The organism is Mobiluncus mulieris, assembly GCF_014204735.1.
GTDB lineage: Bacteria > Actinomycetota > Actinomycetes > Actinomycetales > Actinomycetaceae > Mobiluncus > Mobiluncus mulieris.
The window spans coordinates 788,166-803,036 of the sequence record NZ_JACHMA010000001.1 but is presented as its reverse complement, the minus strand read 5'-3'; the positions used below and the strand labels follow the sequence as shown (position 1 = coordinate 803,036).

General features: G+C 47.4%; 13 protein-coding genes. 4 read left to right on the top strand and 9 right to left on the bottom strand.

Annotation, left to right across the window (positions count from 1 at the left end; translation table 11 throughout):
* The first annotated feature begins 11 nt into the window (after positions 1 to 11).
* The 3 genes from F4555_RS03650 to F4555_RS03640 all read left to right on the top strand — a co-directional run bounded on the left by F4555_RS03650 (position 12) and on the right by F4555_RS03640 (position 2,468).
* Positions 12 to 941, top strand: coding sequence for a virulence RhuM family protein (locus F4555_RS03650; protein ID WP_004016908.1), 930 nt, complete (start codon positions 12 to 14; stop codon positions 939 to 941).
* 225 nt (positions 942 to 1,166) lie between these two features.
* The gene (locus tag F4555_RS03645) at positions 1,167 to 1,517 is read left to right on the top strand and encodes an ATP-binding protein (protein ID WP_004016909.1); all 351 of its coding nucleotides are present in this window, start codon (positions 1,167 to 1,169) and stop codon (positions 1,515 to 1,517) included.
* 75 nt (positions 1,518 to 1,592) lie between these two features.
* A complete protein-coding gene (locus F4555_RS03640) occupies positions 1,593 to 2,468 on the top strand; it encodes an SDR family oxidoreductase (protein ID WP_036369573.1) in 876 nt (291 codons plus the stop codon).
* Between the two features lie 316 nt (positions 2,469 to 2,784).
* Here F4555_RS03640 and F4555_RS11105 read toward each other — a convergent pair whose 3' ends face one another.
* On the bottom strand, positions 2,785 to 3,093 hold the full coding sequence (locus tag F4555_RS11105; RefSeq protein ID WP_231282784.1) for a hypothetical protein: 309 nt from the start codon (positions 3,091 to 3,093) through the stop codon (positions 2,785 to 2,787).
* Positions 3,094 to 3,307: 214 nt separating this feature from the next.
* Complete coding sequence (locus tag F4555_RS03630; protein WP_249281284.1) at positions 3,308 to 4,480, bottom strand: S1 family peptidase; 1,173 nt, start codon at positions 4,478 to 4,480, stop codon at positions 3,308 to 3,310.
* Between the two features lie 488 nt (positions 4,481 to 4,968).
* Between F4555_RS03630 and F4555_RS03625 the strand changes: the two genes are divergently transcribed.
* Complete coding sequence (locus F4555_RS03625; RefSeq protein ID WP_004012551.1) at positions 4,969 to 5,286, top strand: DMT family transporter; 318 nt, start codon at positions 4,969 to 4,971, stop codon at positions 5,284 to 5,286.
* Positions 5,287 to 5,307: 21 nt separating this feature from the next.
* Here the strand turns inward: F4555_RS03625 and F4555_RS11415 are convergent, their stop codons facing one another.
* From F4555_RS11415 to F4555_RS03590, 7 genes are all read right to left on the bottom strand, one after another.
* The gene (locus F4555_RS11415) at positions 5,308 to 5,541 is read right to left on the bottom strand and encodes an excalibur calcium-binding domain-containing protein (RefSeq protein ID WP_004012552.1); all 234 of its coding nucleotides are present in this window, start codon (positions 5,539 to 5,541) and stop codon (positions 5,308 to 5,310) included.
* A 25-nt stretch (positions 5,542 to 5,566) separates the two neighbouring features.
* Complete coding sequence (locus tag F4555_RS03615) at positions 5,567 to 6,478, bottom strand: HNH endonuclease family protein (protein ID WP_004012553.1); 912 nt, start codon at positions 6,476 to 6,478, stop codon at positions 5,567 to 5,569.
* Between the two features lie 1,552 nt (positions 6,479 to 8,030).
* Positions 8,031 to 8,324, bottom strand: coding sequence for a type II toxin-antitoxin system VapC family toxin (locus F4555_RS03610; RefSeq protein WP_004012557.1), 294 nt, complete (start codon positions 8,322 to 8,324; stop codon positions 8,031 to 8,033).
* A 139-nt stretch (positions 8,325 to 8,463) separates the two neighbouring features.
* Positions 8,464 to 10,419, bottom strand: coding sequence for a prolyl oligopeptidase family serine peptidase (locus tag F4555_RS03605; protein WP_004012558.1), 1,956 nt, complete (start codon positions 10,417 to 10,419; stop codon positions 8,464 to 8,466).
* Between the two features lie 21 nt (positions 10,420 to 10,440).
* Entirely contained in the window at positions 10,441 to 12,189 is a 1,749-nt protein-coding gene (locus tag F4555_RS03600; RefSeq protein ID WP_103759006.1) for an ABC transporter ATP-binding protein, read from the bottom strand.
* Positions 12,182 to 14,062 (bottom strand): FtsX-like permease family protein, encoded by a 1,881-nt coding sequence (locus F4555_RS03595; RefSeq protein WP_004012562.1) that lies wholly within the window; start codon positions 14,060 to 14,062, stop codon positions 12,182 to 12,184. Before F4555_RS03595 ends, F4555_RS03600 begins: the two co-directional genes overlap by 8 nt.
* A complete protein-coding gene (locus F4555_RS03590; RefSeq protein WP_004012563.1) occupies positions 14,055 to 14,777 on the bottom strand; it encodes an ABC transporter ATP-binding protein in 723 nt (240 codons plus the stop codon). The genes F4555_RS03595 and F4555_RS03590 overlap by 8 nt, the downstream gene beginning before the upstream one ends.
* Between the last annotated feature and the right edge of the window lie 94 nt (positions 14,778 to 14,871).

Sequence of the window (14,871 nt, the reverse complement as noted above, 5' to 3'; positions counted from 1 at the left end):
GAGGTGTACCGATGGAGAATACCGGAAATGGGGTCGAGCCAGGGGGCCAGGGTGAACTGGTCATTTACCAGACGGACGACGGTACGACTCGGATTAATGTGCGTTTCGTGGACGAGACCGTCTGGCTGACCCAACAGCAAATGGCAGATCTGTTCCAGACCTCCCGCACCAATGTTATAGAGCACATACGACACATTTACGAAGAAGGAGAATTGGAAGAAACCTCAACCTGTCGGAATTTCCGACAGGTTCGCACCGAGGGCAAACGACTAGTGAACAGGGAACTTCCCTACTACAACCTCGACATGATTATTTCGGTGGGATACCGGGTAAAATCCAAGATTGCTACCCACTTTCGACGTTGGGCAACCCAACGGTTGAAAGAGTACCTGGTCAAGGGATTCACCATGGACGACGCACGCCTCAAACAGCTCGGCGGTGGAGACTATTGGAAAGAACTGCTCGACCGAATCCGCGATATCCGCTCCTCTGAAAAAGTCATGTACCGCCAAGTCCTGGATCTCTACGCCACCAGTGTGGACTACAACCCAAAAAGCGCCGAATCCGTAACCTTTTTCAAAATGGTACAAAACAAACTCCACTACGCCGTCCACGGTCACACCGCTGCGGAAGTAATCTATGAACGTGCTGACGCAACCAAACCATTTATGGGACTAACCGTCTTTCAAGGCGACTTCCCCACCGCCAAAGACATCAGTGTAGCTAAAAACTATCTAAACGGTGAAGAACTGAAAGCACTGAACAACCTGGTTTCGGGGTACTTCGACTTCGCGGAACTACAGGCCACGCGCCATCGACCCATGTACATGAGCGACTATGTAGAGCACCTAGACCGCATCCTAGCAGCGAACGGGAACCAAGTACTGGAAGGAGGCGGCACAGTCAGCCACAAGCAGGCAATGGATAAAGCCCGACAGTAATACCAAAAATTCCGCAACGACAACCTCTCCCCAGTAGAACAAGAATATTTACAAACCATCAAATCCATCGCCGCAAAAACTGGCAAAAAATCAAGGACGACAAGCTAACACAACCAGGACTTGCCCGGCTTGATTCTGCCACTTCACTAGAGAATCGGCAGAAATATGAACTATGGTTCATAAATTGGTAGAGAGTGGCGTAAATATTAACTATAGTTCATAAATTTGCTACTGCGCGATGCGCTGCTGGGACACCGCGCCTCAAACACCGGACACGACCTGGAAAACATGGTATTCCTCGAACTGCTGCGGCGCGAATACCAGGTTTCAAGCGCGGAAACCCCCAAAGGCGAAATTGACTTTTACGCCCAACGCGGCGAGGAAACCCGCTATATCCAAGTAGCTCTAAGCGCGCTGGAACCAGACACTTTGACCCGGGAACTGCGGAGTTTTCAGGCTCTGCCCACCGGCTCGAACTGCGTTTTGATAACCATGGACAGACTCCTCCTAGACACCGGAGCCATACCACAGCTCAATGCCGCCGAATTCCTAGCCGGCGCCGAACTCCCATTTTGAACACAGCCAGGCACCCCGCCAGTTGGTAGAATACGGGGCGTGATTGGTCGCCCCGATTCCCAAGGAGGATTAGGAATGTTTTTTAGGCCGAAATTGGCGCCGGTACGTGGCGCGGTCGTATTGATTACCGGAGCGGGTTCCGGGATTGGAAGGCTGATGGCTTTGGAAGCCGCCAAGCGCGGGGCGAAAGCCGTGATTATTTGGGACTTGAACGGCGAGACCGCCGAGCAAACCGCCGCCGAAATCCTCGACCTAGCAACTCGTGAAGCCGCCACCCTCCCCCGCCCGCTACGCGCCTCGGCCTACACCGTGGACGTGACTAGCGATGGGCAAGTCGATGCGGCCGCTAAGGCAGTGCTGGAAGAGTACGGGCGGGTTGACATTCTGATTAATAACGCCGGGATTTTGGCCGGCAAGCCGTTTTTGGAAACCACCCAGGCTGAAATCGAGCGTTCTTTCCAGGTAAACACCCTGGCGCACTATCGCACTACGCGGCATTTCCTGCCAGGAATGATTAAACGCGACCGGGGCTCCGTGGTGACGATTGCTTCTGCGGCCGGACTGGTGGGGGTGCCCCGGCAGTGTGATTACAACGGGTCGAAGTTCGGCGCCGTGGGTTTTGCTCAGTCTTTGCGGGAGGAATTGCGGCACATGGGTTCGCATGTGCACACCCTGTTGTATTGCCCGTACTACATTTCTACCGGCATGTTTGAGGGGGTGCAGACCAAGTTCCCGTTGGTGTTGCCGATTGCGCGTCCGCAGCAGATTGCCTGTCAGGTGTTGGACGCGATTGACCGGGGTACCCAGTTTAAGGTCAATCCTCCGATTGTGCGCCTGGTGCAACTGGCGCAGGCTCTGCCGGTGCCGATTATGGATCCCATCGTGGAGTTCTTCGGCGTCCTCGACACAATGAATGAGTTTATAGGGCGCGTGGCAAAGACGAAGTCTTGAGAGCCACGCGCTAACAGCGTGGAGCCGTAAAAACGCCACCGATGTGGCGTTTTAGGCGAAACACCACAAAATACGCAATACGAGCGCTCAAACGGCGGAGGCGATTAAGCAACAGCAACGATTTTGTCGTGCGCCGAAGCACCACAAACAACCAAGCAAAGACGAAGTCTTGAGAGCCACGCGCTAACAGTTTTGCGAACGGTTACATCGTTAATATTCCATTACCAGCTCAGCGTTTCTTCTACTGGAGAATTCTAACGGCTTTCTCTTATTCACGTCACCAAAACCTTAGTGAGTTCGCAGATGGACTGTGATTTTATTGAAAGTCTGACAGCGTTTCTTGAGGCAGATTCTGTTCTTTCCAATCTCCTAGATGCTCAGAACAGCCATCATTGGGAATATGCGCCTGAAACAGGCTACCTTTTGCATCTAAGACCCAAACTCCTAAAAGTGGTTCACCCATTTCTAGACAGGATCCAGCCGGAGGTGGATCCGCCGCCTGTAAAGCCTCACTAAGTTTAGCTAGGTCGCCGACAAACTTTCGTGGTTTCGTGGTCTTGTCTTCGACCGACTCGGGCAGACAAATTGCTGCGCCTTGCAGAGGAACATGCTTCAGGCTTTCCAAATCAGCATTTTTGTCTAGGCCATAGACTGACTTGTTACAATTAAGTTTCGACAAGACGTCATCGACTGCCTCTGCGTCTAAATTCTTCCCAAGCAGTGTGTTCTTAGACCGGGGTTCGTGTGGATTATCTGAAGATAATCCACACGAACCCAAGGAACCTGCAAGCAATGAACAAAAAAACAAGCTTAGCAGTCTACGTATGACCATAACAGACTCACTTAATACTTACGTCAAGTACAACCTGCGCTGCGGCTGCAGGGGTAAACAGAGAACGACTGTACCCATACAAAGGTATCGTCCCCTGGTGAATACCTACCGGATGGGTTCCATCATACCAGGGAGCCCCGCTATCACCGCCTTGGCTGTAATGGTGGTGAGTCATAGTTAATCCACAGTATTGTCCGGAACACTGTTCAACAGCCAATACCGCATCGCATTTTTGACCGGATTTAGCACCCGTAAAACAATAAGTTTTCCCGACCTCAGGTGAAACCACATTAGAGGCTGTAACTAAATGACTTCCAGAATAGAACCTATTCGATGTGCCTTGAGTCGAGGAATACCACCCAACATCCCTAGAAGAATGCGTACCTAGTGGTGTCAGCGTCGAACCATCACTGTGTTTAACACCGTTGTGGACGCAATGCGCTGCGGTTAGTATCGCATTTTCCACGCCGTGTCCCCTCGCGGAGAACCCTAGTGTGCAATATGGGTATTTATATCCAGGTCTAGAGGTCTTGTCACCTCCATAAACAACTTCTTTAGTAGCCTTTAAATTTTTGTCCATATGTACTGAAAAAGAGAATTTATCATCTATTGGAGAAGCGGCTGAATCCCGTTCTACCTTTTTGGTCAGCCTCATCCCATCGTAATTTGGCACACTGGAACCTTTAGGATTGATAATAAATTCTATGGAGGCATTTTTAAAGTCCACTGTTGCTGCGGTTTCCGAAATTTGATTACCAAGGTCTTCGCGCATCTGGTAGTATCTTTTCTCCATCTCTTGAGCTACCTCTGACTGCGAGTACCCTTTATCTGTTACCACTGTAATCGGATGGGAAAGCGCATTAATCTTGTCTTGAACATCGGCAGGGACGGAAGACTTGAAACCAATTTCTGCCGTGAAATTCGCCTCATCCACTCGAGAATACGCTTTTTGGCCTGGATGAATTTCCTCTAGCCAAGTAGTAAAGAGGTTAAACTCTGTGCCCCAGACTCTCTCTGGTGTCATCTGCGCCTCAACTTCCTCAGTGGACAGCACTCTGGCTGTTGGAGTAATAATTTCACCTACGTTGGGCGATGGTTGCGCAGAGGATACACCTACCACGCCGAAGGATAAGGACATAGCAACAGCGGCCATTAAAGCCGTTAACTTGATGTTTCGCATAAAATTGACCCCCTCGTCAATCGATTTTATCGATACAATGTACATTGTAAGCATCTTGCTTATAGCCTGTCAATAGCCCGGCGTACCTTAATATATATTGATTGCGAAAATACACTACCCGGGTTGTTTCTGTGGGTATGCGTGTAGAGGCTACACTGCGGCCGCGTCAGTCGTATCGTGGGGCCTCGAAAAGGAAAAAGGCAGGGTATTAGATAATTTCTGTGAGTCTATGGGAATGTCAGGGTCTTCTGCGAGGAGGTACCTGACCAGTGATATTATCGAGAATCCAATCTTAGGATTAATCAAGAATCTTTGGAAATACACTTCCAGATGCTAATACCGAATCTGGTACGCAACAACAAAGCCCGTGACATGCAATAACAGCAGAGCTTTGACATTGCCGCGTAGTTTATGAAAGGCTCGTATCGCCTCGGGGACGACCCTGCGGCTGTGTTTTCATCAGGGGACGGCCCCAAAAGGAGGGTCGTATGCCCTGGATAATACTGGTAGTTTCTGGAATGTTCGAAGCCGTGTGGGCTACAGCACTGTCCAAATCAGAAGGCTTCACCAAGATTATCCCCATTCTGGTGTTTCTTTTCGGGGCAACCGTGTCAATGGGTGGTCTGGCCTATGCGCTGAAAACTATCCCGGTTGGCACCGGCTATGCCGTGTGGGTCGGCATCGGCGCTGGCACTACCGTCATCTGGGCTTTTGCCACCGGAGCCGAGACAGTTTCGGTGCTAAAAGTCCTGTTCATACTGGGGATTGTGGCCTGCGTCATCGGCCTCAAACTGGTCAGTGACTAGTTGGCTCCTCATGAACACCAGCTAGCGGGGGCGACTTTCGCAGCCGACCCCGTCTCCGTCACGGTCGAACTTGGATTTAAATCCGGGTTCGCCAGCACTGATAGGTCGGTGCAGGGCATCCCACACATCTCGGCAATTTGCATAGTCGGGGGTCGCCCCCGCAGGAACTACCGGCTCAACCGGGTTGGCTGGAACCGCCGGAGCCGGGTCGGTATTTGGTGGATTCTGTACATCCACAGCAGGCTGCGGATTCACGGCTTCTGTATTACCGGCATCAGGGCTAGCCGGAGAAGTTCCTGGTGAGTCTGTTGTCTGCTCCTACTTGTGTTGCCGGTGTGCTGTTCTGCCACCCAACCGCACCAGAGCACTTTGACAGTACCCGCGTGATCGCGTCTTTCTCAGCTGAGGTTACCCACAGGTGATATTTGGTTTTCACGTTTACCTGCAGCGACACGTATCGGCAGCGGAAGGCTTTGTTGGGCGGCAGCCAGGTGGCCGCATCCCCATCGGATTTGCGTTGGTTTTCGCGCCCGTCCACTGCCAGCAGGTTCAACGGGTCGTTTGCTAGTTGTTCGCGTTGTTCCGCCGTGAGCTGTTGGGCGCCTTTTTGCCATGCGTCGGATAAGGCCACTACGTGGTCAATCTGCACCGCGCTGGCGGCTTTCTTTTTATCAAAACTGACCTGCGTCCCGGTATAGGGTTCCTGCAGTGTCCCGGTCAAAACCACGCAGTCGTGTGTTCCCGGTCGGTAAGTTTTCGCACTCAAGTCCCGGTTTAGGATGTCGTTCCTGGTGTCGCAGCCGTTGTGGTCTATGTCCTTCCAGCGTTTCCCAAATTGGGAGCGTGCGTATCCGGTTTTCGGGGCGCGGCCTTTGACTGGTAACGTCTCGAGTTGGTTCATCGCTTCTTGGACGGTAGCGCTTGGCGCATCTCCCGTTGGTGCCGGTGGGGCGGGGGTTTCGGTTTCATGAGGTGCTTCCTCGGCTGGAGGGGTTTCTCCGGGGTCACTGGGAGTTTCATGAGGTGCGGGTTCTATGCTCGGCGTTTCGACTGGTTGACTGGGCTGGCTAGATTCATTGGTCTCGTTCTGTTCCGGCTCACCAGTGCCTGCTTCGTTAGCGCAAGAACCAAGCAATGCGGCCAGCGAAAAGGCCAACGCTAAAGCAAAAACCACGTTACTTTTCTGTTTCATTCCAGACCTCCTGTCCAGACCTCCTGACAGCCAGAATTCTACCTGTTTTCAACAACAAACCGGCATATCTCGCATATGTTGAGCGCGGGGGATTCATAGTGCCTCACATAGTTTGACCGGGAAGCTGATTTTACCTGCACCGTATTTGTCTTGGCCTCGCATATTTCTTCATCGTAGCGACCACTGGTTTTCGCACCACACCGCACAAGCGTGGCATAAACAGGCACTTCGGGACGAGGAAATCCAGCAAACCGAGAAAAACCTCGCGGCAAGAATCATGACTTTTAAGTGGGTGTCATGGTGGAACACCACCCGGATACACGAAAACCTGGGCAACCAAACGCCACAATAAATCGAAGACCAACACTGGCAACGCACCAGAAAACGCGAAATAACAGAAAACGGGGCACCCGCCCAGGAAACAAACCCAGACACTTCACCAAGCAATGAAGGTTCACCCAAAAATCCCGGATTTCTGCCAGATTCTAAGCCCTAACTGCAATGCACCCTGTCCGGGGCAACTCCCCGAGATGGCCAGCGAGTTCAGCACGCATCCCACGATCCAAAACAGCTTTAATGAACTCGTTGAGGAACCCACCCCGACCAGTCAACTCCACCCCACGCTCAGACGTGGCATCCAGCAGACGATCAAGCACCTCATCACAAACTATAATCAACACCGGGTCAGAGAATTGACCCCCGTATAAGAAGCGGAACAAAACCCAGTACGCTTCAGACCACACACATTCTCTATCGCGGGGTCTTGTTGCGCTGTTCGTCGCGGCTTGTTTACTCGCGGATTCATGAGGCGCCAACCACAAAAAACGTAAGTTACAACATTACCTTTTCTACTACGGGTTATATTTTGTAGAACTTCGGCATTTTATAAAATACTGGCTTAATCATCGCGTCGTCGTGATAGCGTGCTAGAGGCCGCGCAGCTTCGCCAGATACGCCCACGTTTGAAACGCATCATCGGCTCCCCTTTCACATCCCAGCACAGCAAATTTGACGGGTAAGGCAATATTCAGTGCTGAATTTAGATTAAATACCCCGTTACACCCAGGATTTTGAGTAGCGTTGATTTTAAACGTGAAAGACAGCGGTAGGGAACTATTTGCACTAGGTAGGTCAGTGCCACTGATTGCTCCAAGTTCCCGGATGATTTTTTCACCGGTCTGCGGGGCAGCTTTCTTGAGTTTCCGGCAACGCGGCGAATTCGAAGGGGCTGCGCTGTTTGCCCTCAATGAAACGCCAGAACCCCGTAATCGCGCTGGACATGGGCAAGTCCCTGGCTTTGCAGACTGCTTCGGTACGATTTGTGACTTCAACGCGGCACACGTACAATCACCTGGTCTTTCACGACGGCATCAGAGGCGCAGCTTACCATCGCTATCAACCCTTCCCCTACAATTGATAGTCACAGCATGGCACACAGCTGGCAATAAGTGCGGGTTAGAGAATACGGTTACAAAATCATCACAGGTTACTAGCATCTCGAGCAAATCATCGCATCCCGGCAAGCCCCTCATGAACCCGAAAGCACGGCGGGCTATTTTGAATACCCCGGAGAAAGCAACGGGATACCACCCATTTGAGCCGCCACGCCCAGACGCAGGTCATAGGTAACCAGCGCCTCTAAATCATCCCCTACCTGTAGTGCAGTAGCCAGGTGAATCGCATCCAAGCTGCGTAAAACTGCCGGTTCTAACAAACCCGCCAGGTCACAAATCTGGGAGCTAATGCGAACCAAGTTCAAGGCATCCAAAATCGCTCGCGCCTGGCCACGCTGCGCCACATCCAAGCGCCCCGTCACCCGAGCCAACCTGCAAACAAACTGGGTCACTAAACTTGCGCAACTCAGGTGATTTTCGGTTCCATTCCAGACCTCCTAACAGATACCTTTCCTATCTGCAACCTAACCCGGGGAAACTAGTCAATAAGATTAGCGCCTACGTTACACATTGATATCCCCATGGGCGGACTTAGGACAACAGGTGGTGGTGCCAGAAGACGTATTCGAATTCAGGATGTGTGGCGCCATGACCCGTGTTTGGCACGACAGAGCACAAGCATTTCGTATGAGCGGTGTTGTTTTGTCGGATTTTCTGTACCCAGTTTAAAGCATCGCGATTGCTGATTCGCGTGTCATATTCACCGAGGATGACCGCTAATGTCGGGTATTCTTGCCGCTGAACATTTTGCAGCGGGGAATACGATTCTATGAGATGTTTTGCCGCAGAGTCTTCGATAGGATTTCCGAACTCACTCCAATCGGTGGCAGTAAGCGGCAGCGCCGGATTCAAGAGTGCAGCATAAGGATTGACGAAAGGTTGGCGAACCAGGCAAGCTTTTGCTATGCCCGGTCGGTTATTCATGAAATATGCCGGCAGCAAGGCTCCGGCAGAGACTGCGAACAGGCCAAGTCGCTTTGCATCAACCAGCGGTGAACTTAGCAAATAGTTTATACACGAGTTGTAATCGGTAAAGGAGTTGGTTTTATTTAGTCCCCTGCCGGCTTGATGCCATTGCCCACCGTGTTCTCCCCCGCCCCTCACATGGGCTATGGCGACCATTATCCCCTCGTCTATCAGGGGTATCCACTCGGCCAAGTAGTCCGGATCTAGAGAGTGCTGGTAAGCACCGTAGGCGATGAGAATACAGGGACTGGGATATAGCATCCTGTTATTTCTAATCAATGTCAAGGGAATTCGGCATGAACCGGACAATACCGTTACACGGTGAGCCAAAATATGTTGGTTTCTAACCGTGTTAGTCGATGAATTAATTTTTAGGAATGCACGTTTCTTATAGCTATAATTATAAAGCAGAGGAGGCTGCGTATAGGATGACTTGATAAACCGAAAGGTGGAGTTTTCAAAATCTGTATCCACTATCCGAAAATTTATTAGTTCAGAATCCGCATTCATCGGCAGAGGAATAGGAAGATTACAAAATGTGCGCCTATCTAAAACCTTAATGGTATATAAAGTATTTGTCTTTATGGACAAAATAATTAGCTCCCGTGTTGTAAACACGTCACCTAGAATGTGTTCCCGCGTACTGCTGAAGATAGGCACCCATCTTGATATATCTGTTTTGGAACCAAGTTGATTACTGGAAACAGAATAGAGATTGTATTCTCCAAGGTTGTTGGTAGTCCTGACTATATAATGCCGTCGCCCTTCGGAGGTATTTATTCCAAAGACTCTATGATTTAGGTTTAGTGTTCGGGAGATTAAAATATCAGATTTCCATAAACCATTACTATAGTTGAAGATTCTAGTTTCACTGACATCTGGACTTGAGGATAGTGAGATAATTTTATCATCTATGTTTGAAACAATGATACCAAAGCGTAAATCAGTCTCATGTAAAAGCAAAATCTCCGCGTCCCCATAAACTATGTTCTTTATCCACAACTGGGAAGGGCGCAGAGTAGAATCGCTTTTGGTGTAAAAAATCGAGGAACTATCTGGTGACCAGGCGATTGTGGAACCCACATTTGGAATAATGACATCATTTGATGTTTCGGCATGCGGATCTGAGTGTTTAATTCTAAGTTGTAGAATTCCAGCTGTTTTACGTTCTAAAAATGCAATAAATTTATTATTGGGGCTTATGCTTATTTTTACTATCACTGACGCGTTATGATGCAGGATCACTTCATGTTTTACATTATTTATGCAGAAGTTATCTTGCGTTTCATCAGTAGCTTCGACGCAACAAAATAAGAATTTACCGCCAGATTTCTTATAGTAATACCAATAGTTTCCTTTACGGACAATTAGCTCGTTAAAGTTATCTAGCGCACTTATAGAGGTTGGCTTCTGTAAACTATCTTGGTTACCAAGAGGGTGTTTGGCTAGGAAATCCTGTATTAGCTTAGTCTCATTTGCGACATCCTCGCTATCCAAAATCTGGTATTCAAAGTATTTCACGATACAGTCCTCTAGTGAATTTTAATTAGTAACACCTTGATTTAATGCCATGTAATAATATTTTTCACATTCTTCTAGGAGTGTCTCGTGCGTCCCAACTCCGAGCAGTTTACCCTTATCCATAACCAGCACTTTACCAAAATTCTTAATTTGAGAGATATTGTGAGTTACCATTAATACTGTGGAGGATGGGGACGCTTTACTGAGAATATTGACTAGCAGCTCATTCGAGATGGAGTCTACATTTGAGGTTGGTTCGTCCAATAGCAGTACGTCTCGGTTAATGTTAATCAAAAATCGTGCCCAACTGATGCGTTGCCTTTCACCGCCTGACAGTTTAAATCCAGAATCACCTAAATCCACATCTAGCCGTTCGCAGAGATAGGCTAGTCCCACTTGCGCCAGCGAGTCCTTTATCATAGATTTTGAAATGGAATTGTTGGCTATCAACAAATTTTCGCGCAGGGTTCCCCCCAGAGCGACGGCTTCCTGATCAATATAAGCAAAATGATTGCGATACTGGTCAATATCATAGTTCAGCTGCGGGACGCCAAAAAGACTGATTGCCCCAGAGGCGGGAACACGGAATCTTTCAATCAGGGACAGAATAGTTGATTTACCGGAACCTGATTGTCCAACAATCGCCGTCTTCGTTCCTCTGGCTATATCGAATGTCAGCGTTCCTAAACTGAACGAATTGTCAGCGCACTCATACCGATAGGACACATTATGGAACGAAATAGCGGACAAGTTGGCATGCTGGCCGGGAGCTGGCCTGTTGACTGTCTCAGTTTTCACATGAATTGCGCTTGATATACTAGTGTCATGTTTAATATTGAGTAATTCGTTAACGCGCAGGAGGGAGGCTTTCCCTGCTTGCAAAGCGGCAATACCGCCAAGAATTTGGCTGGTCGGGTTTACCATCATCATCAGATACATGACAAATGCGACGAGACTGCCGAGAGTAGTAAATCCTGAGGAGACGCGATACGCTCCGACACCAACACTGCCAAACAATGCCAGATACATGATGAATCCGCCAAGTGGCCTGATGATTGACTCTTGCAGGGTGAGTTTTTGCATTAAATTGTAATGGTTAGTAATTTTAGCCTCAGTCCTGTTTGCTGCAACAGGAATAGCATTATAGGCACGCAGGAGTGGCAGGCTGGAGAGAAAACTTTCAAAGGTTACAGTAAGTTGTCCATTTGCAATCTGCACCTTGGCGGAACTTTTATCGATTGGTTTTGTGCTGATTACGCTCAATACTACGCCCAGCAGAGAAAAAGCTAACGAGAAAGCAAGCAGCACCTTATCGATTAGAAACATTCCGATAAAAGCAAAACAGAATGTAAAGATGGAAGATACGGGAGAAACTATACCATCTTTTATAGCATCACTAATACGAATCACATCATCTGTAAATCTGGAAATTAACTCGCCTTTAGGGCAATTATCGTAACTTTCATGATCAATGTATTGAATCTGCCTGGTGATTTGCTTCCTACCATTGGCAATAATTTTATTCCCAATGGTATTCTGTAGATACCCTTCCAATGCCGACAGGAAAGTGAATAATAGCAAAAAAGCCAAAATAACCAATATCTGATATGCACTAATTGAGTTAATGTTATCAAAAAGGGATTTCTGAAGTAGTGGTTGAATCGTATTCACTAGAGACGTAACCATACCAATCACAAGCGTAGCGATAAACAAGTACTTTATGGCAGTAACTTGTTTAGTATACAATCTGATTGAGGCTTTATTAAACATTTTTTAGTACCGCACGTAGTGAATGGTGTGTTGCCAGCGTTTGTATCACTAAGGTAAAGAGCAAAATTGATACCCAACAAATAAGGATTAGCGGCATTACATACATAAAATCCGCTATAGTTGAGGTTTTCGCCACAGAAGAGCATCGATATGCTGTAAATAGTAGACTGAGCAAAGTCAATAATAAAGAAACCAGTTGAGTAGATAAAACCGTAGCTAATCCAAAGCTAAGGATATCCTTATTATCTACTCCCAGGGCATGTAGTTGTTGACATTGCTTTCTACGAGCGATTTCCTCGCTTATCGTTAATTGCAATAAGGCTATCAAAGTCATGATAAGTATGACACCGAACATGCCGACATTACCTCTAAAAGCAAGTACGTGCCGCATATTTTGCAAGTACTTAGCATAGCCATACCTAGTAAGTACTTTAACTTCAGAGTTGACAGACTTTGCAATATCTTGTGACATCTGAGGGGTAATTCCGCGGGCAAATACCATTGTTTCTGTATTCTTGGACTTCGCAAATTTCGGGAAATGAGAAAGCATCGACCAATCTATAAAGTAACCTTCATGTACGGAGTCGTGGAGAAGAGCAGTCACAGTTAATTCAAAAGATTCACCATTTTCATTATATATAGTAACCTTATCCCCAATAACACTACCAGATATACTGCTGGCCACATTTGCATTTCCAACGTTATCTAATTGTCCTTGAATAAGTTTTTGATTTAAAAGATTAAAGTTTTCCTTAAAATCAACATAGTAAAGGCTCGAATATCCTCGCTTATCCGATATTAGCCTTTCACGTATGCGTGATACATCCGCAGATTTCGCTGATACTAGATCATAGATTTTATTAGCATCCGCTGACCCTTCTGTAATGAATACCGAAGAAGCCTTTGAACTGTTGTAAAAATCTTGATACAGCATCTCTGACGCCGGAAAGTCCAGGGCTATAAAAGTGCCAACAATCCCAAGACATATAATAGGCGGTGCCGCGTAATGTGAAAACCTAAATACATTCTTTTGACTTACTTGAGATACTAATAAACCAATGCCCGGTCTAAACAGTCCAATAGCGTTACCTATCAGTTTAGATACAATAGGGATAAACAATGGTGCAACTAACAAAATAGCTATAACTATCATCAGTGGTACAAGTAATATGTACAAACCACCAAAAGCATCCAGATTCACTGCAAAAAGAAAAATTCCAATAGCTAATGCCAGCAAAACCCTCCACACAACCGTAACCGGAGAAATCCTCTTTATAGCGCTTTTTGTTTCTTTTTCACTCCCCACCTTTATTGTCGCAAAATATCCAGCAACAGCACACTCAAATATGACTAGCCCTACCACAAATAAGACCTGCATAAAATTGAATTCATATGTTACGTGTAGGCTCTTTCCAAAAAATCCAATAGCACCTAAAAATTGTAACTGCGCTATAGAGAAAAAGCTACCAATTACGGCGGATGGGATACCAACAAACAAGCCAAGCGCGAATGCCTCAAAAGCAATCAGCGAGTTTAATTGCGTTTTGGATGCTCCGGACAGCTTTAATAATTGAATTTCTTCACCACGAAGTTGTACCACCTGCACTATAGCTGAGAATATGAGAAAAGAACTCAGTACTAAAAGAATAATCCCTAAAAAGATCAATACACCTCTTAATGGAATCAATTCCAGGCTTACTTCTTCCGAGGGGACGCCATCAACATGAACTAGTGCAGGATTTGACAGATTCATACCTAAGGCAACTTGTGCTGAAGAAAGTATGGTGACGATGCTAATCGTTACGGCGCAGCTGAGGTATAGGGATTTATGACCTTTTAATAGTCTAGTGGCTAATTTTGCGAGCTCAAGCATTTGCGTTCTCCATATCTAGCAGGATATTGGATATTTCTTGCGCCGACTGATAGTTTCCTTGCTGTACTATCTTGCCGTCATAGAGGAACAACACCTTAGCCGCCGCTGCCGCCACCATCGGATCATGCGTCACCATCAACACGGTAGCCCCGGTTTTATTTAGCTTGGTCAGATTCGAGATAACCTCTTTACTGGATTTACTATCCAAAGCACCCGTCGGCTCATCAGCAAACACTACCTCTCGTTTACTCGCAATCGCCCGCGCAATAGCAACACGCTGCTGCTGACCGCCTGAAAGCTCATCAGGAAAACGCGACGCAAAAGACCCCAGATTAACACTTTCCAAAGCAGTCATCACTGCGTCTTTGCTCAAACGCTGATGATTAAAATACGCTGGCAAACGCACATTATCCACCACATTAATTGCATCCACCAGATTATACTCCTGAAACACAAATCCCCAGTCCGTCCGGCGCAACCGATTAAGCACAGACTGCTTCACTCGTGTTGTATCCTTCCCCTTATAAAGAACCTCACCACCCGTCGGAGACAATATTCCCGCAATACATTTAAGCAACGTAGTCTTCCCCGACCCAGACGGCCCCATAATCGCCAAATAATCACCCGACTCCACCGTATAACTTACCCCTTTCAAAATATCACCCTGCTTAGAATGATAACGAAAAGAAATATTATTAATATCAAACAAAGCCATTTAGATTTTCCTTTCTAGCATTTTCCCTTCTAATTCGAGATACTCTTTTAGTAGTTGCTGCTCCGTACATGTTTTCACTCTACCACCATCAGAA

What these genes read in the sequence shown, in the direction of transcription:
- F4555_RS03650 (WP_004016908.1), top strand. Translation starts at nt 12, where the DNA reads ATGGAGAATACCGGAAATGGGGTCGAGCCAGGGGGCCAGGGTGAACTG.
- F4555_RS03640 (WP_036369573.1), top strand. Translation starts at nt 1,593, where the DNA reads ATGTTTTTTAGGCCGAAATTGGCGCCGGTACGTGGCGCGGTCGTATTG.
- F4555_RS03630 (WP_249281284.1), bottom strand. Translation starts at nt 4,480, where the DNA reads ATGCGAAACATCAAGTTAACGGCTTTAATGGCCGCTGTTGCTATGTCC.
- F4555_RS03625 (WP_004012551.1), top strand. Translation starts at nt 4,969, where the DNA reads ATGCCCTGGATAATACTGGTAGTTTCTGGAATGTTCGAAGCCGTGTGG.
- F4555_RS03615 (WP_004012553.1), bottom strand. Translation starts at nt 6,478, where the DNA reads ATGAAACAGAAAAGTAACGTGGTTTTTGCTTTAGCGTTGGCCTTTTCG.
- F4555_RS03600 (WP_103759006.1), bottom strand. Translation starts at nt 12,189, where the DNA reads ATGTTTAATAAAGCCTCAATCAGATTGTATACTAAACAAGTTACTGCC.
- F4555_RS03595 (WP_004012562.1), bottom strand. Translation starts at nt 14,062, where the DNA reads ATGCTTGAGCTCGCAAAATTAGCCACTAGACTATTAAAAGGTCATAAA.
- F4555_RS03590 (WP_004012563.1), bottom strand. Translation starts at nt 14,777, where the DNA reads ATGGCTTTGTTTGATATTAATAATATTTCTTTTCGTTATCATTCTAAG.